Genomic DNA, 22,550 nt, shown 5'->3' with positions numbered 1-22,550 from the left:
CCTAGGAAAGGACCACCCCATGGCTCTCACAGTCACAGACCCCCGGCCGATCGAACGCGCCGAGGAGATCCTGACTCCCAAGGCGTTGGCCTTCGTGGAGGAACTGCACCGCCGTTTCGCGGGCACCCGCACCGAGCTCCTCGCGGCCCGCGTCGCCAAGCGTGAAGAAGTGGCCCGCACCGGCCGCCTCGACTTCCTGCCCGAAACGCAGGACATCCGCAACGGCGACTGGAAGGTTGCCGAAGCACCCCAGGCCCTGCAGGACCGCCGGGTCGAGATGACCGGCCCGGCCTCCCCGGCCAAGATGGCGATCAATGCCCTGAACTCCGGCGCCAAGGTATGGCTCGCGGACCTCGAGGACGCCAGCACCCCCACGTGGGCGAACGTCATCGACGCCATCCTCAACCTCCGCGACGCCGCCCAGGGCACCCTGAGCTACACCTCCCCGGAGGGCAAGGAATACCGGCTCCGCACCGACGCGCCGCTCGCCGTCGTCGTCGCCCGCCCCCGCGGCTGGCACATGGACGAACGGCACCTGCTGCTCGACGGCGAACCCACCGTTGGCGCCCTGGTGGACTTCGGCCTGCACTTCTTCCACGTCGCCAAGCAGCTCCTGCTCAACGGCCACGGCCCGTACTACTACCTGCCCAAGATGGAAAGCCACCTCGAGGCACGCCTCTGGAACGACATCTTTGTCTTCGCCCAGGACTACCTCGGCATCCCGCAGGGCAGTGTCCGTGCCACCATGCTCATCGAAACCATCCCTGCCGCGTTCGAAATGGACGAGTTCCTCTACGAACTGCGGGACCACGCCTCCGGCCTGAACGCGGGCCGTTGGGACTACCTGTTCAGCATCGTGAAGTACTTCCGCGACGCCGGCGAGTCCTTCATCCTGCCGGACCGCGCGTCCGTGGTCATGACGGCCCCGTTCATGCGGGCCTACACGGAACTGCTGGTCAAGACCTGCCACAAGCGCGGAGCCTTCGCGATGGGCGGCATGGCAGCCGTCATCCCGAACCGCCGCGAGCCCGAAGTCACGGCCCAGGCCTTCGAGAAGGTCCGCGCGGACAAGACCCGCGAGGCCAACGACGGTTTCGATGGCTCCTGGGTGGCCCACCCGGACCTCGTCTCCACGTGCCGCGAAGTGTTCGACTCCGTGCTCGGCGACAAGCCGAACCAGCTGGACAAGCAGCGCCCGGAGGTCTCCGTCACCGCCGATCAGCTGCTGGACATCTCCTCAGCCGGTGGCCACGTGACCGAGGCCGGGCTTCGCCTGAACCTCTACGTCGCCGCCGCGTACACCGCGGTGTGGCTTTCGGGCAGCGGCGCCGTCGCCATCCACAACCTCATGGAAGACGCCGCCACGGCGGAAATCTCCCGCTCCCAGGTGTGGCAGCAGATCCGCAACAAGTCCGTCCTCGCCGACACCGGCAACACGGTCACCCGCGAACTGGTCACCCGGATCCTTGGCGAAGAGACTGACCGCCTGCGCGGAGAGGTCGACGCCGAGTCCTTCGAGAAGTTCTACGAGCCGGCAAGCCGCCTGATCGCGGACATCTGTCTCTCCGAGGACTACACGGATTTCCTCACCACTCCCGCCTACGAGCTGGTGTAGGAATGGCCGCATCCTCCTTCTCGGCGGCAGATCTTGCCGCGATCGACTCCCAACTGGCCGCCACTGACCAGTTGCTGGAGCGCAATTACCCCGGCGACGACGGCACCCGCCAGCCTGTGCACACGGTGTACGTCCCGGCGGACCGTTTCACGCCGTCGCTGTCGGCTGAATGGGGCGCCCAGGCAATCACGACGGCGAAGGCCCACGGCGGTCTCGAAAGGCTCGGTACGCTGCTGGGCCAGGAGCCCGAACTGGCCGCCGCCGTCGCCACCCGTGTGGCTGCCAAACTGCGCAGCGAACCGATCGAAGACTTGCGCCTCGACTTCGAGGACGGCTACGGCGACCGGGGCGACGAAGCAGAAGACGTCGCGGCCGTAGCGGCTGCCCAGGCTGTCAGCGAAGCCGTTGCCGCAGGTTCGGCCCCGCCGTTCATCGGCATCCGGTTCAAGTGCTTCGAGGCCCCCACCCGGGCACGTGGCCTGAAGACCCTGGACCTGTTCGTCTCCACTTTGGCCTCGGCCGGAGAACTGCCCGAGGGACTCATCCTGACCCTGCCGAAGGTCACCACGGTGGCCCAGGTGCAGGCCATGGACTTCGCGGTCTCCCGGCTCGAAGAGATCCACTCGCTACCGGCGGGCCGGCTCCGCTTCGAAGTCCAGGTAGAGACGCCGCAACTGATCCTCGGCCCGGAGGGGACCTCCCCCGTGGCCCAGCTTCCGCACGCAGTTCCGGGCCGCATCAGTGGATTGCACTATGGCACCTATGACTACTCCGCTTCCCTGCAGATCTCCGCGGAGTACCAGTCCATGGAGCACCCGGTGGCGGATTTCGCGAAGGAAGTCATGCAGTTGGCCGTTGCGGGGACGGGCATCCGGCTCTCGGACGGTTCCACCAACATCATCCCGGTGGGCGACAACGTGGAAAACGCGTGGAAGCTGCACGGCCGTTTGGTCCGCCGCTCCCTTGAGCGCGGCTACTACCAGGGCTGGGACCTGCATGCTGCCCAGTTGCCGAGCCGTTTCGCTGCAACGTACGCCTTCTACCGCGAGGGCCTGCCCGCCGCAGCGGCCCGCCTCCGCAACTACGTGGAACGCACCGAAGGCGGCGTCATGGACGAACCCGCCACCGCCCGGGCACTGGCCGCCTTCGTCCTCCGCGGCGTCCAGTGCGGAGCGGTAGGTGCCGAAGAAGTGCTGGCGCTTGCCGGCGTCGAACTCCCCCGGCTGACTGCACTGGCGCATCCCCGGCTCGCACACACCACCTCCAAGTAAGGATCCAATGATGGGCAAGTACTACTATCCCCAGGGCGGCCTGCCGCCGCAGACCCACCTCACCACTGAACGCGCGATCGTCACGGAGGCGTACACGGTCATCCCCAAGGGCGTGCTGACCGATATCGTGACCAGCAACCTGCCGGGCTTCTCGAACACCCGTTCCTGGATCATTGCCCGCCCGATCTCCGGATTCGCCACGACGTTCTCCCAGTTGATCGTTGAGATCGGCCCGGGTGGCGGCGCTCCCAAGGCAGAGTTCGAAGCAGGCGTCGAAGGCGTCGTCTTTGTCACCAAGGGCAAGGTCAACCTGACCCTCGACGGCGAACTGCACCAGCTCGAAGAGGGCGGCTATGCCTACCTGGCTGCCGGTTCCAACTGGGGCCTTGAGAACGTCTCGGACGACATCGTCTCCTTCCACTGGATCCGCAAGGCCTACGAGCGCCTTGAGGGCTACGAAGCCAAGTCCTTTGTCACGAGTGACGACGAAGTTGAAGCCGGCGAAATGCCTGACGTCAACGGTGTCTGGGCAACCACGCGTTTCGCGGACCCCAACGACCTGGCCCACGACATGCACGTGAACATCGTGACGTTCCAGCCCGGCGGCGTCATCCCGTTCCCGGAAACCCACGTCATGGAACACGGCCTGTACGTCCTGGAGGGCAAGGGCATGTACCTGCTCAACAACGACTGGGTCGAAGTGGAGGCAGGCGACTTCATGTGGCTGCGAGCCTTCTGCCCGCAGGCCTGCTATGCCGGCGGCCCGGGTCCGTTCCGCTACCTGCTTTACAAGGACGTCAACCGTCAGGTCAAGCTGACCTAAGGCACTCCTTTCCCAACTGACTCGCAGTTAATGTCGTTATGAGCGCTCATAACGACAACTACTGCGAGTCAGTTGGGTTTGGGCCGCACCCGGGTTCTCAACGTTGACCCCCTCGCTTCCGAAGAGGACGATCAAACTACGGGGGCAAGGGCGCCTAGCCGTTGCCCCGCGGCGTAGCTTCAGGAGGCAGCCATGGAGGCTGCGCGGGCCTCTCAGACTTCCGGCGTACCCCGGGCGGGATTCCGGGTGGCCGTCGTCCTGGCCTTGATCTTGGCGTCCGGCGCTTGCACTTACCCTCTGACAAGTGAACCCCCCGCAGGTACCTCGTCGTCCGATTCGCAAGGGGCCGTGCCGGAATCCCCTGTTGCGGATTTCTTTGCGCATGAAATGCTCAACCGGGGCGCGCCGGCCGTCGTCGTCCAGATCAAAGTCCGGGGCCGGGAATGGTCCCAGGCCTACGGGAGCCAAGACGTCGAGACCGGCGAACCAGTAGCCGTGACCGACCGGATCCAGGCCGGCGGCATCACTCAGTCAATGGTTGCAGTCTCGGTACTCAAGCTGGTCCAGGAAGGAAAGCTGGGCCTTGAAGACCCTGTCACGGAGTACTTCCCGGAATTCGAGCAGCTCGTCCACCCGCCGGGCCCTGTCACGGTCCGCTCCCTGTTGAACCACAGCTCCGGCCTGCCCGATGCACCGGAAGCCATCTTGAAGGCCATGCCGACCAAGCAGGCCATCGACACGAAGTTCAGCATCAAGGACTACCTCCGGATGGCCGGGACCGTGCCGTGGGCGCACGCAAACTTCCAGCTGTTCCGCTATTCGGATGCCAACTACTTCGCCTTGGCCGCGATCGTGCAAAAACTCCGCGGCCGGCCTATCGGCGATGTCCTGAAATCAGATATCCTTGTGCCGCTCGGAATGAGCCACACCTCGCTGTCAGCCGAGCCGGACCGTGATGCGCGCGACATGATCCAGAGCTATGAATTCATCGACGGCGAGCGCATCAACGCCTCGCAGCCGGAGTATCTCGTCGGTTCTCCCGCAGAAGGAGTTATCTCCACGGTAGGCGATATCAACACGTTCTATGCAGCGCTCATGCAGGGCAGGCTACTCACGGCGAGCACCCTCCGCGACATGCAAACCCTGTGGCAGGACAACCACGGACTCGGCCTGCAGCGTTGGAATGACGAATGCACGAACGGCTTCTACTACGGCTACGGCGGCAGCACATGGTTTGCGAGCATCGCGTTATCCACGAGCGACGGGAGCCGCCAGATAGCAATGAGCTTCGCGTATCCATCCGATACGGACAAGCACATTGAATCGACAGATGGCAGCGGCCAAGCAGAGTTCGAGCAGCTTCGGCAAGTGGCTATCGCGACCATGAACGGGCTCTGCTGAGTCGCAATGCTCAGCCCGTCGCTCCCGCGCCAGGTTTCTCTCCGCCAGGTGCCCCTCCGCCCGCGAGCCGGTACGACTCCTGCAGCAGTTCGTCCAGTTCCTCGAGGTCGATCCTCGCCAGGCGGACCAACATCCGGGCCATCAATGTCTTGCCGAACCACGCCGGCTGGCCCCAACTGGGCCGCTCGCTTACGCCGGGCAATCCACGGCAAATCACTCGGGCGTCTTCCTCCGTAGCCATGGTTCACTGTCGCACCGGCCCGCTGACCGTGCAATGCCCCTCCTGCTAGGGTCTGTGCATGGATGAAAAATTGGGGAAATTCATCGAGGACTTCGGAACACTGACAAGGCTGGCCCAGTTTGGGCTGGACCGTGCCGATGACGGCGAACAACTCCTGCAGGCACTGACGAGGCACCTCGCCGTTCCCGCCCACGAACTTTCCGTCGTGACGGAGGAGATCCCGCAGCATCGCTTGGTGGATGTGGACATCGTGATGGAAGGGCTGGCTGGCCGCGACCCGGACTGGCGGCTGGTAGGAATCGGCGGCGGCGATCAGCGCCACCACATGTCGTTCAGCGACATGTTGCAGCAATCCCGCAGTTACCCGGGTTTCCCCCTCGCCCAGCCGGACTACAGCAACCTCGCCACTGGTCCGGACCAACAGCGACAAGCCGTTGCACTGGGGCTCCGGCTCTTCAACTACGCCGGATCACCCGTAGCGGTCCTCCAGCGCGGCGCGAAGTTGGATCGCGGCCGGCAAACCGCGTCACTTGAAGTCCTGGCCACGCACCCTGGGGTCGCTTCCGAACTCCTTGCCGAGGTGCGGCGCGGAATGGAGCACCAAAGCGTTTTCAAGGGCCAAGTTATCGCGCTCGCCGTCAGCGACTACGGGCCGAGCATCAGCGGCGTGACCTTCATCAGGCGCCCGCAGCTCGCCAGCCGTGACGTGGTCCTCCCGGATGGACTCCTCAGCAAGGTGGAGAGCCACACCCTTGGCATTGCGCGGCAAGCGGACATCCTTGCGGCACACGGACAACATCTCAAACGCGGCCTCCTTCTCTACGGGGCGCCGGGGACGGGCAAGACACACACGGTCCGGTACCTGTTAAGCCAAAGTGAGGGCACGACGGCGGTGCTCCTCTCCGGCGGTTCGCTCGCCAGAATTTCCGAAGCGGCCAAGATCGCGAGGGCCTTGGCGCCGTCCATCGTCGTGCTCGAAGACTGCGACCTGATCGCTGAAGACCGCAGCTACGGCCATGGGCCCAAACCGTTGCTTTTCGAGGTGCTCGACGCGATGGACGGGCTGGACGACGATGCCGATGTCGCGTTCGTACTGACGACCAACCGCGTGGACCTGCTGGAACGGGCCCTCGCCCAGCGTCCCGGGCGCGTGGACCTGGCGGTCGAAATCCCGCTTCCGTCCAAGCACGAACGCGTGGAACTGCTGCGGCTGTACTCGAACGAAATCTCATTCTCGGGTTCGGCGATCGAAGGTGCCGCAGCCCACACCGCCGGCACCACGGCGTCGTTCGCGAAGGAACTGATCCGACGCGCGGTGGTCGCGGCCGCGCTGGCGGGCGAAACCCCTAGCGACGTGCACTTAGGCTCCGCAGTGGGACAGCTCATGGCGGACAGCGAGGCCCTGACGCGGAGCCTGCTCGGAAGCAACGGGGGTGCGGGGTAGCCATGTTATCCATCGGCAGCACCGTTCTTGGCTGAGCTACGTGCCGCGCGAGCCGGCGCGTCGACTGGGATCTTTACCCGGATTTCGTGGTCCTGGCCGATCCGGACGGCAACCGCTTCTGCGTGGTGGACGCTAGCGCCACATCAGCGCCTGTCACCCGAAATTGAGGCACGACGGTCGTGCTCCAGGCGGGCATGAGCTACATCGTCCATGTTGGCCTCGGCCCATTCCTTCATGTCGTGGACAACGCTCAGCAGCGAATGACCAACGGGCGTCAGCTCGTAGTCGGTCCGCACGGGAACAGACACGGTAATGCAGCGCGACACGATCCCGTCGCGTTCAAGCGATCGCAAAGTGGACGTAAGCATCTTCTGGCTGGCCCCTGGAATCCGTTTGCGGAGTTCGCTGTGCCGGAGTGGACCTTCCGCGAGCGCCAGCATCACCAAAGTGACCCACTTGCTGCTGATTGCCTCGAGGAGGTGGCGCGCAGGGCAATGGATCAGCTCCGCGTTGTATTCGGTTTGTGCTGCTTGCCGCTTCAGTTCCACTGTGAGAGACATTGCCCCAGACTTTCCCCGTGCTCATCCGTTTGCCGGCCTCAGCGTACTACCGACGCGTTTCCTTCCGGGAAGCTCCCGCAATATTTGTCACACGGATTAGTCTTGAGGCCATTCCTGCCGAAGCACCGCAAGGCAGGGCACTTTAAAGTGCCCTAGGCACATCAAAGTGCGTTCTTCCGGGCCATCGACAACTCCGCGAGGATCATACAGGCGGGCATTTCGCCCGGCCCAAGGCACCGCCCGAAAGGACTATCATGCCCACGATCCTGCACATCAACGCTTCTCCCCGCGACTCGCACAGCGGCTCGCTGAGGCTTGCCCGTCACTTCATTGACGAAGTTCAGTCTGCCGGAGACGGGACTTTTGAGGTCGAGACGGTGAACCTGTTCGACGCCGGCGTCCTCCCCGGATTCGGGCGCATCGCCGCTGCCGCGAAGATGGCCGTGTTTTCCGGGCAGGACCAAACCTCCGAACAGATGAACGCTTGGGAGGCCGCCCGAGCTGTCTTCGAGCAGTTCGCCGCGGCGGATGCCTACGTCTTCAATATTCCGATGTGGAACGCCGGTGTCCCGTACGTCCTCAAGCAGTGGATTGACATCGTGACCCAGCCCGGCTGGAGCTTCGGCTTTGATCCGGCCACCGGCTACCGCGGCCTCCTGGAGGGCAAGCAGGCCTTGGCCATCCATACCAGCGGAGTGTATGCGCCGGGCGTGCCAGCAGCTTTCGGGCAGGATTTCAGCAGCACATTTTTCGCGGACTGGCTCAACTTTGTGGGCATCGAGGATGCAACCCACGTGCGTTTCGCGCCGACAGTGCTCAACGGCGACGTCGATGGCACCCGCCGTGCGGCTGAGACGGAACTTTCTGAGGTTGCGACAACGTTCGCCGGCAAGCTCAGCGCCGCGGGCCTGCTACAGCTGGTCAACGACTAGGGGGACTCCTCCTGCCCGGGGTCCTGGTCCGTGGGCGTCCACGTGAGCTTGACCGTGGCGCCGTCGTTGTTCTCGTCGATCCTCAAGCGCAGTTCCTCGCCATAGAGAAACTCGTGTTCAAAATGCCGTCCGTCAATGCGAGCCGCATCCAGGAGTTTTGTCATCGCCGTTGCCATCGCCCGGCCCCAGTCATGCGGATTCTTGCTGGACGCGTCTTCAAGGGCTGAATAGCTGACCATAAATCAATTGTTCTCCGGCGCGCGAAGTTCTGCCAGCGTCAGTCTTCGGCGGACTCAGTCTTCGGTGGGTGTGGTGCGGTTTGAGTGGTAGTCCCGCCAACTGTGCTCCGGTGCAAAACCAAGGAGGCGCTTGGCCTTGTCGATGGACAACAAGGTTTCATGTTCTCCCAAATCCTTGGTCACGTGGACCTCAGGGAAGATTTCGGCGGCCAGGCTCGCACTTGAGCGGCTCATGACGGAGTCCGCAGCCGCGATGATAAACGCTTCGAATCCCGGTTTGCCGTTCTCCAAGGCACGAGCAACAGCTTGCGCGCCGTCGCGCCCATCGATGTACGCCCAGAGGTTCCATTTGCGGAGTTTCGCGTCGGCATCAAAGGATGGGAAAGCTTCATAATCCTCGGGGTCCATCACGTTCGAGAACCTCAACGCCACAATGCTCAGCTCGGGATCCCAGCGCGTGAGTTCGATGGCCATCTGTTCTTCGAGATGCTTCACCAAGGAATAGGTGCTTTCCGGCCGCGCAGGGTATTCCTCGTCCACGGGGATGTAAGGAGGATCGACGTCGAACGGCAGCCCCAGCACTGTCTCGCTGGAGGCGTAGACGATCTTCTTGATCCCTGCCCTCCTGGCGGCCTGGAGGACGTTGTAGGTGGAGAGCATGTTGTTTTCAAACGTTGCGGCATCCGGGACCAGTCCGGGAGCCGGGATCGCTCCGAGGTGGACGATCGCGTCGAATCCGTGGTGGCGGTCGTCCAGGCCAAAGATCACATCCACCACCTGGCCGTAGTTGCGGAGGTCCACAGTGACCGTTCCACGCGCCTTCATACCGGCGCGATCCAGGTTCATGACCTCGTGGCCATCGGCCCTCAGCCTACGGACCACGCTCTTGCCCAGTTTCCCGCTTCCTCCGGTTACTGCAATTTTCATGAGGCACTCCCCTGATCCGGCTGCGGACGAAGGCCCGCCGCGGCCATGTCCGCTGCCAGGACACCGCCCAGCTTGGCATGCCCGGCAGCGTTCAGGTGCACGCCGTCTACCAAGTCCCCGGCAAGCTGATATTTGCTGACCCAGTCGCCCACGCTGAAGAATGTCGTTCCGGCTTTTGCCGCGATGTTGCCCAGCAAAGTGTCAACCTGCGTACGCCGGCCCCCGCCGGCGTTGGCGCCCCTGGCGAGGGTTCCGATCATCGCGATCTTCGCCTGCGGGTACCTCTTTTTGAGGGCGGCAAGCAGCCTGTTAGCGTTGACCGTGATCTGCTCGTCGCTGGCGTTGCGGGAGGCGTCGTTGCCACCACCTTCGACAATGATCAGCGGCGGGGTCCCGTACGGCAGGACCCAGTCTCCACGTTGCAGCGCATCGATGTAGTTGCCACTGGCCTTCGTCGCGGCCACGTATCCTGTACCGCCGCGGGCCACGGAGTACACCTTGTAACCAAGGGAACCCAAAGCCACGCGTGGCCATGAGCCCGGTGGCTCCGACTGGGAGTCACCAATGAGGACAGCCGTATGCCGGATGTCCTCGAGGATGATTTCGTTCCGGTTGTTGCCCGGGTTCTTGTACAAGGACCCCACGGGAAGCTTTGACGGATCCTGCCCGGAATCGGGTTTCTTGGGGCCCTGGGCCGCTGCCGCCGGACTCCCGGAGGGCGCGATCGGGGCCGCCGTCGGGTTCCCGCTGGACGGGTCGGCAGGTACGGCGGGCGCTTGTGCACAGCCGGCCAGGACCGCAGCAGCGGCTACAACGGCGACGGCGAAGCGGAATATGCGAGGTTTGTCCATCGTCCTGTCCCGAGCGTGCTTTCTCTTCGTTAGAGCGTTGCAGAAGCAACTTTCCATTGCCCAAAGGCCGGTGACGGAACGAGCCGGCAGCCTGCCTACGTCGGAGTCTATTGGATCGGAACGGGGAAGGTGGCGACGACGTCGGAATTATCCTGCTCGGACGGCCGGTGTGAAAGAATTTCATTTCGCACCCATCCTTCCGACGCACAGATAGGAACTCCGTGCACGCACCGGCGCCCGAGCCGGGAACCCCGTCCGTCCCCGACGTCCGTTTGCGGCGATCTTGGACGGGATGGCTGCGCTCGGTGCAGCTCACGTTGGGTTTTGTCATCGTTTTCTGGGGATTGGGAGCGCTGACCTCGAGTCTGGCCACGGGACCGGACGCGCAATGGCGGCTCAACGTCGCACTGACCCCGCGCTCTCTTCCAGATCACTGGTGGGCCGCAGTGGCGTCCGCAGCCTGGGCCAGGGACCTGACGGGCTACGTCCTGGATTCTGCATTGGTGCTGCTGCTGGGCGTGCCTTTGGAACGGCGAATGGGACGGCGGGCGTACGCAATTGCTGCTGTTTCCAGCCAGATTCTGGGCGTTGGCATTGCCCTGGGATTCCTTGCCTTGGCCCAAGGCTTGCTTGGTAACTGGACAGAGGAGATAGGCAGCCACCTCTTCTTCGGTCCGAGCGCATTCATCATCGGTACCGCCATGGCGGGAACTGCGTCCATGGCAACCCTGTGGAGGCGCCGGATCCGGCTGGTCGTCTTCGCCTTGTTGCTGCTCCTGGCCCTGTACAGCGGAGGGTTTGCGGACCTGGTGAGGCTCGGCGCCGCAGGTGCGGGCACGGTTCTCGGGCCTCTGCTGATGGGGCGCCGGCCGCGGTTTGCGCGTCCGGTCAGTTCCCGGCACGAAGGGCGTGTGCTGCTTTCGCTGCTCATTGCTGTATCGGCGATCGGTCCGGTAGTCGCCGGCCTTATCCCGCATGCGGTGGGACCGTTGTCCATCCTGCGTTTCCTGTTCACCAACATCCAGCCCGTCGATCCCCAAACACTGCAGAGCCTCTGCTCGGATCCGGCGCAGGCGAAGGACTGTGCCGTCGCCCAGTTGCAGTTGCGCGCCGGCGCCGGCGGGATCTTCATGGCCATCCTTCCGTCTTTCCTCCTGCTGTTGCTTGCTGAGGGCCTCCGCCGGGGACGGCGTTTTGCCTGGGTAGGGACCCTTTTGATCCAGGTGGGCCTTTCCGCTCTGGCCGGAATCGCACTCGCTGGAGTCTTGCAGCGAACTACTTCGGATACCGGTGCGAGCGAGGGGATTGTCGCGATCGAAGGATCGGCTTCCTCGCAACCGTTCACCCTGGCCCTGCCGCTGCTCCTGCCTCTTGCGCTGACCATCATTCTGCTCGCGACCCGGCGGCTGTTTCATGTCCAGGCGCCGAAGGGGACCTACCGGCGCCTCGCGGTCCGGGTACTTGCGGTGGCGGCTGTGCTCAGTGTCGTCTATGTCGGAGCCGGCTTCTTCCTGGCCCAGGATTTCTCCCCTGTTCCAAGTCTGCCGGATCTGCTGGCGGATGTCCCTGACCGCTTCCTCCCGCTGGGCTTCGTCCTGGACGTGCCCCCGGCCATCTTCCCCCAAGGCACGGCCGCCGTTCTCGTGTACGAAGGCGTCGGGGTCGTCTTTTGGGCCGTCGCGGGCGTCCTGATCTTCAGGACTTTCCTCCACCAGGCCCACACCCGGCACGACGCCAGCACGGAGCATGCCCGGAAAGTCATCAAGACGTGGGAGGGAAGCTCACTGTCCTGGATGACCACATGGCCGGGAAACATGTACTGGTTCTCCTCTTCCGGGGAGTCCTTTGTTGCGTACCGGGTCAGCACAGGGGTTGCGCTCACGCTCGGCGGCCCGGTGGGACCCAAATCCGAGATGGCCGCCGTCTTCGAAGAATTTGCCCGTTATTGCAGGGGCAATGGGTGGACACCGTGTTTCTACTCCGTGCCCCAGGAATTGCGCGACCACGCGGATTCCTCCGGATGGAGCTCTGCACAGGTAGCCCAGGAAACGGTCCTGCCATTGCATTCGGTCTCCTTCAAGGGAAAGAAGTTCCAGGACATCCGCACGGCGTTGAACAATGCTTCGAAGGCCGGCATCCGCTACGAATGGACGAGTTACGCCTCGGCCCCCTTCTCAGTCCAGGTCCAGATCGAGGAAATCTCCGAAGAATGGGTGGCAGACAGGAGCATGCCCGAAATGGGCTTTACCTTGGGCAGCCTTGACGAGCTCGACGACCCCGAGGTGCGCTGCCTGCTTGCAATCGACAAGCGCCACACAGTCCACGCAGTCACATCTTGGTTGCCCGTATACCGCAACGGGCACATCGTGGGCTGGACCCTGGATTTCATGCGGCGCCGCAGCGGTGGATTCCGTGCCAGCATCGAATTCCTCATCGCATCCGCGGCCCTCAGCCTCAAGGATGAAGGATGCGAATTCGTGAGCCTTTCCGGAGCACCCCTGGCACGGGTCGAAGAGGATCCTTCCGAGATGCCACGCCCAAGGCCACGATCCCGGCCGCCCGGCAGCCTCGACCGCTTGCTCGACTGGTTGGGCGCTACTTTGGAACCGGTATACGGGTTCAGGTCACTCCTGGCGTTCAAGGCAAAATTCCGGCCCCGGTACGAGCCCCTCTACATGCTCTACCCCGATGCGGCTTCCCTGCCTGCCGTTGGGACCGCAGTGGCGCGGGCCTACCTGCCAATGCTCAACCTCGGCGCGGGGCTGGCGTTGGCAGGCCGGATCTTCCGCTGGCCCAAGCGCTCCGGAACCTCAGGTCAAGCCCGCCCCTGAGGCTGACGACGACTCCGATGCCTCCGCCGAAGAGCCCGACGGCGGGACCCCGCCGATCGGGACGTTGCTGTGGTGCGCTTTGCCGTGGTGAAGTTGCAAGGCACTGAGCACCAAACCGAAATGGCTGAATGCCTGGGGCATATTGCCGAGTTGGCGGCCCGCGTGTGCGTCCCATTCTTCGCTCAGCAGGCCCACATCATTGCGCAGAGCCAGGAGCCTCTCGAAGAGGGCCGTCGCCTCCGCACGGCGCCCGGCCCCCAAGAGTGCGTCCACCATCCAGAAGGAACACGCAAGGAAGACGCCCTCCCCGCCCGGCAGTCCGTCGTCGCTGTCTTCCGGACGGTAGCGCAACACGAAGCCGTCTTCCGTCAGCTCGCGCTGGATGGCGTCGATGGTGCCGATGACGCGCGGATCGTCGTGCGGCAGGAAGCCCACCTTGGGGATCAGGAGAAGGCTCGCGTCCAACTCCTTGCTCCCGTACGACTGGACAAAAGTATTGCGGTCCGCGTCGAATCCGTGGGTCATGACTTCGTCATGGATGGTGTCCCGCAGAGCTTCCCAGCGATCCAGTGGACCGGGCATCCCGGACTCACGGATTCCCCGGACCATGCGGTCAGCCGCGACCCAGGCCATCACCTTTGAGTGCACGAAGTGGCGCCGCGGGCCGCGTACTTCCCAGAGCCCGTTGTCCGGCTGGTCCCAGGTGCTCTCAAGGTGGCGCATCAGGGCAGTCTGGATAGCCCAGGACTCATCGCCGATGGTCATCAGCGATGCACGGGTCAGTGACAGGCAGTCCAGGACTTCTCCCCAGACGTCCAGCTGGAGCTGCTCGGCCGCCGCATTCCCGATGCGCACCGGCGTCGAACCCTGGTATCCCGAAAGCCAGGTCAGTTCCGTCTCCGGCAATCGCCGGTGGCCATGCAGGCTGTACATGATCTGGAGGTCGGCCGGGTCGCCTGCCACAGCGCGCAGGAGCCAGTCCCGCCACGCGGCGGCCTCCTCGGTATAGCCTGCGGCCAGGAAGGCTTGAAGCGTCAGCGTGGCATCACGGAGCCAGCAATAGCGGTAGTCCCAGTTCCGGGGCCCGCCGATCTGCTCGGGCAGCGAGGTAGTGGCCGCGGCAACAATGCCCCCGGTTGGCGCATAGGTGAGGGCCTTCAGCGTGATCAAGGAACGCTGAACGGCTTTCCGGTAAGGCCCCCGGACGTTGCAACGCTTGGACCAATCCGTCCAGAATGCTGCCGTGTCGTCCAGGGCGATATCTGCCTCGACGGTGCGGGGCCGCCGTTCGTGGCTGGGCGCCCAAGTCAGGACGAAGGGCACGTGGTCACCGGCGTTCACCGTGAACTCGCTGACCGTGGTGAAGTCCTTGCCTACCAACGGTGCCGGGGTCTTGAGGTAGACGGAGTCCGGACCGGCAACCGCGCGGAGGCCGTGCCTGTCGCGCCGCACCCACGGCACCACGTGTCCGTAGTCGAACCTCAGGATCAGCTCCCCGCGCATCTTGACCGTCCCGCGGATCCCTTCAACCACCCGCACGATGTCCGCGACGGCGTCGCGCGGCGGCATGAAGTCGATGACCCGGACGTGTCCTTCTTTGGTTTCCCAGTCCGTTTCCAGGATGAGGGTTCCGTCCCGGTACTGGCGGCGCGTGCAGATTCCCCCGGCTTCAGGCGCCAAGAGCCAGCGCCCGGCTTGAGGGGAATCCAGGAGCGCGGCGAAGCACGCAGGCGAATCGAAACGTGGGAGGCACAGCCAGTCTATGGAGCCCGCCGTGCTGACCAGGGCCGCGGTGTGCAGGTCCCCGATCATTGCATAGTCTTCGATCCTCTGGCCGGTAGGCGGTTGACCGTTCACAGTCCCTTTCCTAGTGCTGATTCAATAGCGGCTATGGCCTTGGCCGTGATCTCCTCCCGCTGGCCGGAACCATCTACGGCCAGCACGATTCCGCGCTCGGAGTATCGCTCAACCACGGCCTGCGTCTCGTTGCGATAGAGCTCCAGGCGACGCCGTATCACTGGCGCCGTGTCATCGCTGCGGCCCTGTTCCTGCGCCCGGCGGAGCATTCGCGCCACCAGCTCGTCGTCGTCGACCGTTAGTTCGACGACGGCATCCAGCTGCTGCCGGTTGCCGGCAAGAATGCCGTCCAATGCCTCGATCTGCGCCGTCGTGCGGGGATATCCGTCCAGGAGGAATCCTGCCAGGACATCGGCGTTGCCAAGCCGCTGCCGGATCATGGCATTGGTGACGTGATCCGGCACGAACTCGCCGCTGTCCATGTACTTGCTGGCTTCGGCTCCGAGTTCCGTCCTGCCGCCGACGTGCGCGCGGAAGATGTCTCCGGTGGAAATCGCAGGTATACCGAAATGCGCGGCGATGTGCTCAGCCTGGGTACCCTTGCCCGAGCCAGGAGGGCCCATGATGATCAATCGCGTCATGCCACTGTCCGATCGTGAAGCGGTTTTGCGTGCCCCGGCATTGTGGCTAGAGCTTAGCAACTGCCGAGCGCTCGCGGCAGGGCCACGCTGCCTAGACCGTGGCGGGGTCGGTATTGGCGCCGCAAAGGATCACGGCCACGCGTTCCCCCTCTGCCGGAACATACGCTCCGGAGTTCACGGCCGCGAAAGCGGCGGCTGCGCCATGTTCCACGACTATCCGGTACTGCTCCCAGAGCAGGGAGCGTGCCGCGGCGATGTCGTCGTCGGACACCAGGACCGTCCGGACGCCCGTACGGACGGCCACCTCGAAACCGATCCGGCCGATCTGCCGGGCGCCAAGGGAATCTGCGGCGATCCCGGAGACGGCAACGTCAACCGGCGCCCCCGCAGCGAGGGCCGAAAAGAGGGTCGGAGCATTGTCCGGCTCGACGCCGACAACCCGGGCCTGACCTTCGACGGCGGCCGCGATTCCCGCCATGAGCCCGCCGCCTCCAACGGCAACCACAACGGTGTCAACGTCTCCTAGCTGTTCCAGGAGTTCCGAGCCTACCGTGCCTGCGCCAGCGGCAATTTCGGCTTGATCGTAGGCGTGACAGTAAACCGCGCCGGTTTCCGCAGCGTAGGCGAGGGCGGCCTCAAACGCTTCGGCGTACTCCGTTCCGCGCTGGACCACCGTGGCTCCGCTGGCCTTCAGTTTCTTGACCTTCACGGCAGGTGCGGTCTCGGGGACAAAAACGGTTGCGGGCACGCCGAGTTGCGCCGCGGCGTAGGCATTCGCCAGCCCCGCATTGCCTCCTGAGGCGACGACGATTCCAACATCGTCCTTCAGCTCGCCGCGCTCCCGGGCAGCCAGCACGCGGTTGAAGGCACCCCGCGCCTTGAACGTCCCCGTGTGCTGCATGAATTCGCATTTGAACCACAATTGCCCGGGCACCGTCCCGGCATCCGCCTCGAAAACGGGCGTACGGCGGATCTTCCCCGCAATCCGGGCGGCAGCTTCATCGACGTCGACGCGTGTGATCATGGGAGTCCTCGTTCCGTGCGGTCGGATCATGGCAGGTGCTAGAGGGACTCGACGTCGGCCGATCCGAGCTGCTGCCGGCGGGCCTGGCGGTTCCGCAACCAACGGCGGGCAAGGTCCACGGCGGCCCAGATTCCGGCGAGGGGAGACAGCACAACCACGCCGTAGATGAAGATCAACCACGTCAGGATGGCCAGGGGCTGCTGCGCTCCGCTCAACCAGGACAACCCTCCGAGCAAGCCGATTGTCCAGAACAAAACCACGCCCACGAGCACGGCTCCCGCCGGAAAGTACTCGCTCCTCACAACAGCCATCAGTGTCTCCACCGGCTGCCACCTGCCTTCCATCACCGCACCCGAATAACTTCAGTATGCATCCGGAAAATCGCCGGACACGGTCAGCGCGCGGGCGAAGTGACGAACATAACCGCAGCGGGCGTGTCGCCACGGATTTTGGGGCCTATGTGACGGGTGGAATGGCGGCGTAATCTAAAATCACGCACGGTTGATAGCTGGAAAAATGGCTCGGAAAAACAACCCGAAAAGTGGTTTGGCCAGGGTCCTGCGAAGGGTCTTGGGATTCTTCCTGGTGAGTGCGGTCTGTGGTGTATTGGCCGCCGGGCTGGTAGTCCCGGGCGTGGCCTCGGCCGGCATGGCCGTGAGCGGTTCGATCCAGTACTTCGACAACCTCCCGGGTGATCTGGTGGTCAACTCGCCGTCACAGTCCACCAAGGTGCTCAGCGCAGACGGAAAGACGATCGCCACCTTTTATGCCGAGAACCGGGTGAAGGTCAGCCTGGACCAGATGTCGCCCTACATCAAGGACGCGATTGTCGCCGTCGAGGACAGCCGTTTCTACGAGCACGGCGGCATCGACCCCCAAGGGATTCTCCGGGCGTTAGCGTCCAATTTCACCAAGGGCACCAACGAGGGTGCGTCGACCTTGACGCAGCAGTACGTGACCAACGTACTGAACGAGTCCCGTTTGGCGGCAGGCCAGACCGGACAGGTGGTGCTCAGCGGCCAGAAAACCCTGGGCGACAAGGTGCGCGAAATGAAGCTCGCGGTCGAACTCGAGAAGAAATTCACGAAGGACCAGATCCTGGAGGGCTACCTGAACATCGTGTTCTTCAATCGGGACGCGTACGGCATCGAAGCCGCAGCGCAGCACTTCTTCAGCGTGTCCGCCAAGGACCTCAGCCTTCCACAAGCGGCGTTGCTCGCCGGCCTGGTCAACAGCCCCAGCTTCTACGACCCCTCCATCCATCCGGACAATGCCATCAAGCGGCGCAACCTGGTATTGGCCGATATGCTCGCCCAGCACAAGATCCAGCAAGCAGCGTACGCGGCCGCCGTCGCCACTCCCCTCAAGCTCACCATTACGCCCGGGAGGCAAGGCTGTGCCGCCGCAAACATGGCTGCGTACTTCTGCGACTACATCTCCCATCTCATCCTGAATGATCCGGCCTACGGTGCTACCGTCACGGACCGGGAACAGCTTCTGTACCGCGGCGGCTTGACCATCACCACCTCTTTGGACAGCCGCCTGCAGGCAGTAGCACAGCAACAGGTCGATGCAACGGCGGGGGCGAACCCGGATAAATGGGGCGCATCCTTGGTCTCAGTGCAGCCCGGCACAGGCAAGATCCTGGCCATGGCACAGAACACAGTGTTCCTTCCAGAGCCCGGGAAGTTCGACACGCAGCTGAACTTCAACGTTGATTCCAAGGACGCCAACGGCAATGACCTCAACGGAGCCGGCGGTTTCCAGCCAGGTTCCGCCATGAAGCCGTTCACTTTCACGGAGTGGCTCAACGAAGGCAAGTCCATGACCACAGTGGTGGACGCGTCGCGAAGGGTCTATCCACTGGGATTCCCTTGGAGGGACAGCTGCGGGAGGGTGCTGGGCGGATACAGCACAGCCCAGAAGATCGCCGGCCTTGGCACAGCGGACGATCTCCGCAACAACGATGAGGGATACTACCGCCCAATGCCCGTCAACTACGGACTCTACAACTCGATCAACACCGCAACCTTTGCCGAGGCGACCCAACTGGACTTCTGCGGCATCCAGAGGGTGGTGGATGCCGTGGGTCTCCACAGTGGTGTGGACAACGCACCCGTGAACATGCACCAACTGGGCAACCTCCTCGGCGGCACCGAGGTATCGCCGCTCGTGATGGCCGACGCCTTTGCCACTTTCGCCAATGACGGCACGTACTGCGGGCCGATCGCCATTACGGGCATCACGGATCCATCCGGCGCGAAGCTGCCCGCCCAAGCCAGTTCATGCCACCCGGCCATCAAGCCCGAGGTTGCCCGCGGCGTCAACTCCGTGCTCCAGGACGTCCTGAAACGGGGATCCGGCATCTACATTCAACCGAAAGTCCAGGACTTGTTCCCTACCGCGGCAAAGACGGGAACGAACAACAGCAACGGCTCCACCTGGGTGGTCGGATACACCACCGGGCTCGCCACAGCGTCCTTCTTCGGCGACACCATGGCAGGACAGAGCCGGGCGGGACAAAACGTCACGATCAACGGCAAGTTCTACACGGCCATCGACGGCTACATGCTGGCCGGGCCGCAATGGGCCAACTACATGACGCAGGTCGCCGGGCTCTACCCGACGGCCCCCTTCCCGGCGCCGCCCGCGTCTATGATCGGGACGCCCGCGCCGAGTCCTTCCCGGTGAGTTTCAGAATTCCTGTCCAGTAGCGCGTCCCTGTCGACCCCCAGAAGGGCCGCGGCGAGGCTCGCGATCAAGTCCAGCACGTCGTCACTGCTGGCATTGCCGGCCAGCACGTCCATGACGAGGCCGTCCTCCTGGGCCACGAGGGTGCGTGCGATCTTGGCCGGGGCAAGAACCGGAAAGAACTCGCCGGCCTCTATTCCCTCGGCAATGACCCTTTCGTAGATGAGCTGTTGGGCGCTGGTGAGTTCCCCTTGTATCCGCCGGTGCTCCGCATCCCTGAGCGAATGGGGCCAGTATTCGTAGAGTATCCGGGAGACATCATCGTCCAGCCCCGCGGTGGTTCCAGCCCGAATAACCGCGGCGAGGCGGACAGTCGGGCTCATGTCGGCACTTACGGCCTCCGACAATTTCTCAAGAAGACGGTCGGAGGAGGCCTTGACTGCAGCGGCCGTAATGTCGGCGAGGCTCCCGTAGTAGTACAGGACGGCGTTGGCGGCCATACCTGCCTCCGCTGCAATTGCACGCAGAGTCGCGCCTTCTGCACCGTCACGAGCGGCCACGGCCAGCGCCGCTGCAGCGATCTCCCGGCGGCGTACTTCCCTCTTGCTGAGACCTGTCATTGCCATCCCCCTGCTTCGACGCCCATTGACAGCCAGCCTAATCGAGTATTGAATGGCATTCAAATTTGAATGTGATTCAAATAACTTCGATTCGATAGGGAGTCGCCATGTCGCACCACCTTCCACCTCCGACCGCACCGCCCCTCGCCCCTCAGTCCCCCGCCCCTCCGTCCCTCGCTGCCACCAAAGGACTGAAGGCCGGATCGATCGGCATCGGCCCCACAGTGGCACTGGGACTTGCCGCGGTTGCACCTGCCTACAGCCTTGCCGTAACCCTCGGTTTCGTTGACCTGGCAGTGGGAACGAGCACGCCCGCCGCGTTCCTTCTAGGGTTCCTCCCCATCTTGTTCACGGCATTCGCGTTCCGGGACCTCAATAGGGAAATGCCCGACTGCGGCGGAGTCTTCGTGTGGATCTCACGGGTGTTCGGGCCGTGGGCCGGCTGGTTTTTCGGCGGTTGGGTACCACAGGTCGCCACCTTCATCGCCAGCGCGGCCCTGGCCCAGGTTGCCACGACGTACCTCCTGACCTTTCTGGGACTTGGATGGGCGGCCTCCCAACCGGTAATCGTCGTCGCCATTGCCTGCGGGCTGATCGCCCTCAGCGCTGTTGTGGCAGCCCGGGGAATCGAACTTTCCGCATGGCTCCAGTACGCCTTGATTGCCTTGCAACTGATTGCCCTGGGCGGGTTCTGCATTGGAGCCTTTATCGCGATGGCCGCCGGCAGTTCAGTAACCGGTGCGGAAACGCCGGTCCTGGACTGGTTCAATCCCTTTGCCTCCGGCGATCTCTCGGGGCTGGTCCACGGTGTCATTCTGTGCCTCTTCATCTATTGGGGCTGGGACGCTCTCATAGCCGTGAATGAAGAAACTACTGACCGCAAAGGCACCCCCGGGCGGGCCGTGGTCATCACCACGGTGATCCTGCTGCTCTTCTACGTCGTGACTGCAACAGCGGCCGTTGGATTTGCCGGGACCAAAGGAATCACGGATCCCACAACCGTCTCGGACGTCCTGTCAGTCCTTGGCCCCCAGGCAACGGGTGGCCTCTTCGGGCAAGTCATCATCCTCGCCGTTGGTCTCTCGGCATTGGCGGCGCTGATGACCGTAGCAATCAGCAACCCTAGGTCCTGGCTCAGCATGGGCACCTACGGCGCGCTGCCGGCAGCGACGACGAAAATGCACGCATCCAGGGGGACCCCAACAAGGTCAATCACGTGGTGGGCATTCCTGAGCATTGGCGTGACCGTGGCGCTGGCGTCAATCAGTGCCGACTTCATCGGCTTGGCAATTCTTTCGGTCGGCCTGATGATCGCCGCATACTACGCCGCAACGGCCCTGGCCTGTGTTGTGTACTTTGCTCCCCAGATGCGCGCCTCGGCCTCTTCCCTCTGGCTCAAAGGCATCCTGCCCGGCCTTGGTGCGCTCTTGATGATGGGGGCTTTCATATACAGCGCCATTGACATGTTGTCCCCTGAATACGCCGGGATGTCCTGGATGGGCATCGGAACCGTCTTCTGGATCGGAATCGGCGCCCTGGCCCTGGGTGTCGTGGTCATTGGAATCATCCGTCCCAAACTCCGTGCGTACTTTTCCGGGCAAACGATCCCCCGGGGAAACTTCTCCACCCGAAACGAATTGCAAGCCATCCTGAGCAGCGAAACCGAGGCATAAATGCGAGTTCTTTCCATTGCGGCAATCCAAACGAAACCCGTTCCCTACGACGTCGAAGCAACCTGGGAACGGTTCGCCGCCCAGGCGGAGACCGCCAAAATCCTGGGCCCCGAAGTCGACGTCATCGTCGCACCCGAACTGCTTCTCGCTGCACCCGGGCAATTCCTGATCCCGGACCCGGACGGCGAGACGCGTTCCGCCGGACCCATCCCGAGTCAGCTCACCGCCCGCATTTCCGAACTGGCCCGCCGTCTGGGGGTCTGGCTCGTGCCCGGTTCCCTCCTTGAAACGGATGGAGGAAACACGTACAACACCGCAATCGCGGTTTCCCCCGACGGCGAGATCGTGGCCCGATACCGGAAGCTCTTTCCCTGGCGCCCGTTCGAAACCACCACGCCCGGCGACTCGTTCGTGACTTTCGACATCCCTGACCGCGGACGGGTGGGTCTCGCCATCTGCTTCGACGGGAGCTTTCCGGAAGTATCCCGGCAGCTGGCATGGCTTGGAGCAGAAGTCATCATCCAGCCCACGCTGACCACAACCCGGGACAGGGAAATGGAAATCGTGATGTCACGGGCCAACGCCTTCGCAAACCAGGTGTACGTGGTCAACGTCAACGGCGCCGACCCGTCCGCAGTGGGGGAAAGCGTCATCGTGGACCCGGAAGGCACCATCATGCAGCAAGCGACGGGAGGCGAAGAAATCCTCTTCGCCGTCCTTGACCTCGACCGGGTCACGCAGGTCCGGCGCTACGGCACACTCGGCATCAACAGGCCGTGGGCGCAGCTCCAGGACCAACAAGGAATCCTGTCCTACCCCATGTTCGGCGGAGCGCACTTCCAACCACCGGCTTGGAGCCCCGAGGACGCGGACGAATCACGCGGAAGCCAATTCAGCGCGACGTCCTCCTAGGGACCGTACCGACAACAGAAGCCCGCGTACCCCCGGCCACCCGCGGGGGTACGCGGG

At 63.7% G+C, this 22,550-nt stretch carries 20 protein-coding genes; 10 read left to right on the top strand and 10 right to left on the bottom strand.

Annotated elements, in window-relative coordinates:
- The first annotated feature begins 19 nt into the window (after nucleotides 1–19).
- The 4 genes from aceB to QRN52_RS15220 all read left to right on the top strand — a co-directional run bounded on the left by aceB (nucleotide 20) and on the right by QRN52_RS15220 (nucleotide 5,110).
- Nucleotides 20–1,615, top strand: a complete 1,596-nt coding sequence (gene aceB, locus QRN52_RS15235) for a malate synthase A (RefSeq protein WP_284753737.1) — start codon at nucleotides 20–22, stop codon at nucleotides 1,613–1,615.
- Between the two features lie 2 nt (nucleotides 1,616–1,617).
- On the top strand, nucleotides 1,618–2,886 hold the full coding sequence (locus tag QRN52_RS15230; RefSeq protein ID WP_284753735.1) for a DUF6986 family protein: 1,269 nt from the start codon (nucleotides 1,618–1,620) through the stop codon (nucleotides 2,884–2,886).
- A 10-nt stretch (nucleotides 2,887–2,896) separates the two neighbouring features.
- Complete coding sequence (locus QRN52_RS15225) at nucleotides 2,897–3,709, top strand: bifunctional allantoicase/(S)-ureidoglycine aminohydrolase (RefSeq protein ID WP_284753733.1); 813 nt, start codon at nucleotides 2,897–2,899, stop codon at nucleotides 3,707–3,709.
- 348 nt (nucleotides 3,710–4,057) lie between these two features.
- Nucleotides 4,058–5,110 carry a serine hydrolase domain-containing protein gene (locus QRN52_RS15220; protein ID WP_284753731.1) on the top strand — a complete coding sequence of 351 codons (1,053 nt, stop codon included), beginning with the start codon at nucleotides 4,058–4,060 and terminating at the stop codon, nucleotides 5,108–5,110.
- 10 nt (nucleotides 5,111–5,120) lie between these two features.
- Here QRN52_RS15220 and QRN52_RS15215 read toward each other — a convergent pair whose 3' ends face one another.
- Nucleotides 5,121–5,351, bottom strand: coding sequence for a hypothetical protein (locus tag QRN52_RS15215; protein ID WP_284753730.1), 231 nt, complete (start codon nucleotides 5,349–5,351; stop codon nucleotides 5,121–5,123).
- A 58-nt stretch (nucleotides 5,352–5,409) separates the two neighbouring features.
- On the opposite strand from QRN52_RS15215, the gene QRN52_RS15210 reads away from it, so the two are divergent.
- Nucleotides 5,410–6,795: an AAA family ATPase gene (locus tag QRN52_RS15210; RefSeq protein ID WP_284753729.1), complete on the top strand. Its 1,386-nt coding sequence runs from the start codon at nucleotides 5,410–5,412 to the stop codon at nucleotides 6,793–6,795.
- A 143-nt stretch (nucleotides 6,796–6,938) separates the two neighbouring features.
- Here the strand turns inward: QRN52_RS15210 and QRN52_RS15205 are convergent, their stop codons facing one another.
- Nucleotides 6,939–7,355, bottom strand: coding sequence for a winged helix-turn-helix transcriptional regulator (locus tag QRN52_RS15205; RefSeq protein WP_284753727.1), 417 nt, complete (start codon nucleotides 7,353–7,355; stop codon nucleotides 6,939–6,941).
- A 254-nt stretch (nucleotides 7,356–7,609) separates the two neighbouring features.
- Here QRN52_RS15205 and QRN52_RS15200 point away from each other — a divergent pair, with 254 nt between their 5' ends.
- Nucleotides 7,610–8,287: an FMN-dependent NADH-azoreductase gene (locus QRN52_RS15200; RefSeq protein ID WP_284753725.1), complete on the top strand. Its 678-nt coding sequence runs from the start codon at nucleotides 7,610–7,612 to the stop codon at nucleotides 8,285–8,287.
- On the opposite strand, the gene QRN52_RS15195 is transcribed toward QRN52_RS15200, so the two are convergent.
- The 3 genes from QRN52_RS15195 to QRN52_RS15185 are packed head-to-tail and all read right to left on the bottom strand — an operon-like array spanning nucleotide 8,284 to nucleotide 10,304.
- On the bottom strand, nucleotides 8,284–8,526 hold the full coding sequence (locus QRN52_RS15195) for a hypothetical protein (RefSeq protein WP_284753723.1): 243 nt from the start codon (nucleotides 8,524–8,526) through the stop codon (nucleotides 8,284–8,286). The genes QRN52_RS15200 and QRN52_RS15195 overlap by 4 nt on opposite strands.
- Before the next feature lie 54 nt (nucleotides 8,527–8,580).
- A complete protein-coding gene (locus tag QRN52_RS15190; protein WP_284753721.1) occupies nucleotides 8,581–9,453 on the bottom strand; it encodes an NAD-dependent epimerase/dehydratase family protein in 873 nt (290 codons plus the stop codon).
- Complete coding sequence (locus QRN52_RS15185; protein ID WP_284753719.1) at nucleotides 9,450–10,304, bottom strand: SGNH/GDSL hydrolase family protein; 855 nt, start codon at nucleotides 10,302–10,304, stop codon at nucleotides 9,450–9,452. The genes QRN52_RS15190 and QRN52_RS15185 overlap by 4 nt, the downstream gene beginning before the upstream one ends.
- A gap of 221 nt (nucleotides 10,305–10,525) precedes the next feature.
- On the opposite strand from QRN52_RS15185, the gene QRN52_RS15180 reads away from it, so the two are divergent.
- Nucleotides 10,526–13,135, top strand: coding sequence for a bifunctional lysylphosphatidylglycerol flippase/synthetase MprF (locus tag QRN52_RS15180; protein ID WP_284753717.1), 2,610 nt, complete (start codon nucleotides 10,526–10,528; stop codon nucleotides 13,133–13,135).
- On the opposite strand, the gene QRN52_RS15175 is transcribed toward QRN52_RS15180, so the two are convergent.
- From QRN52_RS15175 to QRN52_RS15160, 4 genes are all read right to left on the bottom strand, one after another.
- Entirely contained in the window at nucleotides 13,115–14,947 is a 1,833-nt protein-coding gene (locus QRN52_RS15175) for a glycoside hydrolase family 15 protein (protein WP_284753765.1), read from the bottom strand. The two genes, QRN52_RS15180 and QRN52_RS15175, sit on opposite strands and share 21 nt — an antisense overlap.
- Before the next feature lie 41 nt (nucleotides 14,948–14,988).
- A complete protein-coding gene (locus QRN52_RS15170; RefSeq protein ID WP_284753716.1) occupies nucleotides 14,989–15,573 on the bottom strand; it encodes an adenylate kinase in 585 nt (194 codons plus the stop codon).
- Between the two features lie 91 nt (nucleotides 15,574–15,664).
- Nucleotides 15,665–16,597 (bottom strand): threonine/serine dehydratase, encoded by a 933-nt coding sequence (locus tag QRN52_RS15165; RefSeq protein ID WP_284753714.1) that lies wholly within the window; start codon nucleotides 16,595–16,597, stop codon nucleotides 15,665–15,667.
- A gap of 38 nt (nucleotides 16,598–16,635) precedes the next feature.
- Nucleotides 16,636–16,908: a hypothetical protein gene (locus QRN52_RS15160; protein ID WP_284753713.1), complete on the bottom strand. Its 273-nt coding sequence runs from the start codon at nucleotides 16,906–16,908 to the stop codon at nucleotides 16,636–16,638.
- A gap of 205 nt (nucleotides 16,909–17,113) precedes the next feature.
- On the opposite strand from QRN52_RS15160, the gene QRN52_RS15155 reads away from it, so the two are divergent.
- Nucleotides 17,114–19,288, top strand: a complete 2,175-nt coding sequence (locus QRN52_RS15155; protein WP_284753711.1) for a transglycosylase domain-containing protein — start codon at nucleotides 17,114–17,116, stop codon at nucleotides 19,286–19,288.
- On the opposite strand, the gene QRN52_RS15150 is transcribed toward QRN52_RS15155, so the two are convergent.
- Nucleotides 19,216–19,908, bottom strand: a complete 693-nt coding sequence (locus QRN52_RS15150) for a TetR family transcriptional regulator C-terminal domain-containing protein (protein ID WP_284753710.1) — start codon at nucleotides 19,906–19,908, stop codon at nucleotides 19,216–19,218. The two genes, QRN52_RS15155 and QRN52_RS15150, sit on opposite strands and share 73 nt — an antisense overlap.
- A gap of 107 nt (nucleotides 19,909–20,015) precedes the next feature.
- On the opposite strand from QRN52_RS15150, the gene QRN52_RS15145 reads away from it, so the two are divergent.
- Both QRN52_RS15145 and QRN52_RS15140 read left to right on the top strand, forming a co-directional pair.
- Entirely contained in the window at nucleotides 20,016–21,581 is a 1,566-nt protein-coding gene (locus QRN52_RS15145) for an APC family permease (RefSeq protein ID WP_284753709.1), read from the top strand.
- A complete protein-coding gene (locus QRN52_RS15140; protein WP_284753707.1) occupies nucleotides 21,582–22,493 on the top strand; it encodes a carbon-nitrogen hydrolase family protein in 912 nt (303 codons plus the stop codon).
- The last annotated feature ends 57 nt before the right edge of the window (nucleotides 22,494–22,550 follow it).

It is taken from the genome of Arthrobacter sp. efr-133-R2A-120 (assembly GCF_030209835.1).
Taxonomy (GTDB): domain Bacteria; phylum Actinomycetota; class Actinomycetes; order Actinomycetales; family Micrococcaceae; genus Arthrobacter.
The sequence above is the reverse complement of the archived record's forward strand: the minus strand, read 5'-3'. Positions and strand labels throughout refer to the sequence as shown.

Excerpts from the sequence above, each read along its gene's own strand:
- aceB (WP_284753737.1), top strand. The coding sequence starts at position 20 with ATGGCTCTCACAGTCACAGACCCCCGGCCGATCGAACGCGCCGAGGAG.
- QRN52_RS15230 (WP_284753735.1), top strand. The coding sequence starts at position 1,618 with ATGGCCGCATCCTCCTTCTCGGCGGCAGATCTTGCCGCGATCGACTCC.
- QRN52_RS15225 (WP_284753733.1), top strand. The coding sequence starts at position 2,897 with ATGGGCAAGTACTACTATCCCCAGGGCGGCCTGCCGCCGCAGACCCAC.
- QRN52_RS15215 (WP_284753730.1), bottom strand. The coding sequence starts at position 5,351 with ATGGCTACGGAGGAAGACGCCCGAGTGATTTGCCGTGGATTGCCCGGC.
- QRN52_RS15210 (WP_284753729.1), top strand. The coding sequence starts at position 5,410 with ATGGATGAAAAATTGGGGAAATTCATCGAGGACTTCGGAACACTGACA.
- QRN52_RS15205 (WP_284753727.1), bottom strand. The coding sequence starts at position 7,355 with ATGTCTCTCACAGTGGAACTGAAGCGGCAAGCAGCACAAACCGAATAC.
- QRN52_RS15200 (WP_284753725.1), top strand. The coding sequence starts at position 7,610 with ATGCCCACGATCCTGCACATCAACGCTTCTCCCCGCGACTCGCACAGC.
- QRN52_RS15195 (WP_284753723.1), bottom strand. The coding sequence starts at position 8,526 with ATGGTCAGCTATTCAGCCCTTGAAGACGCGTCCAGCAAGAATCCGCAT.
- QRN52_RS15190 (WP_284753721.1), bottom strand. The coding sequence starts at position 9,453 with ATGAAAATTGCAGTAACCGGAGGAAGCGGGAAACTGGGCAAGAGCGTG.
- QRN52_RS15185 (WP_284753719.1), bottom strand. The coding sequence starts at position 10,304 with ATGGACAAACCTCGCATATTCCGCTTCGCCGTCGCCGTTGTAGCCGCT.
- QRN52_RS15175 (WP_284753765.1), bottom strand. The coding sequence starts at position 14,947 with ATGATCGGGGACCTGCACACCGCGGCCCTGGTCAGCACGGCGGGCTCC.
- QRN52_RS15170 (WP_284753716.1), bottom strand. The coding sequence starts at position 15,573 with ATGACGCGATTGATCATCATGGGCCCTCCTGGCTCGGGCAAGGGTACC.
- QRN52_RS15165 (WP_284753714.1), bottom strand. The coding sequence starts at position 16,597 with ATGATCACACGCGTCGACGTCGATGAAGCTGCCGCCCGGATTGCGGGG.
- QRN52_RS15160 (WP_284753713.1), bottom strand. The coding sequence starts at position 16,908 with ATGGCTGTTGTGAGGAGCGAGTACTTTCCGGCGGGAGCCGTGCTCGTG.
- QRN52_RS15155 (WP_284753711.1), top strand. The coding sequence starts at position 17,114 with ATGGCTCGGAAAAACAACCCGAAAAGTGGTTTGGCCAGGGTCCTGCGA.
- QRN52_RS15150 (WP_284753710.1), bottom strand. The coding sequence starts at position 19,908 with ATGACAGGTCTCAGCAAGAGGGAAGTACGCCGCCGGGAGATCGCTGCA.
- QRN52_RS15145 (WP_284753709.1), top strand. The coding sequence starts at position 20,016 with ATGTCGCACCACCTTCCACCTCCGACCGCACCGCCCCTCGCCCCTCAG.
- QRN52_RS15140 (WP_284753707.1), top strand. The coding sequence starts at position 21,582 with ATGCGAGTTCTTTCCATTGCGGCAATCCAAACGAAACCCGTTCCCTAC.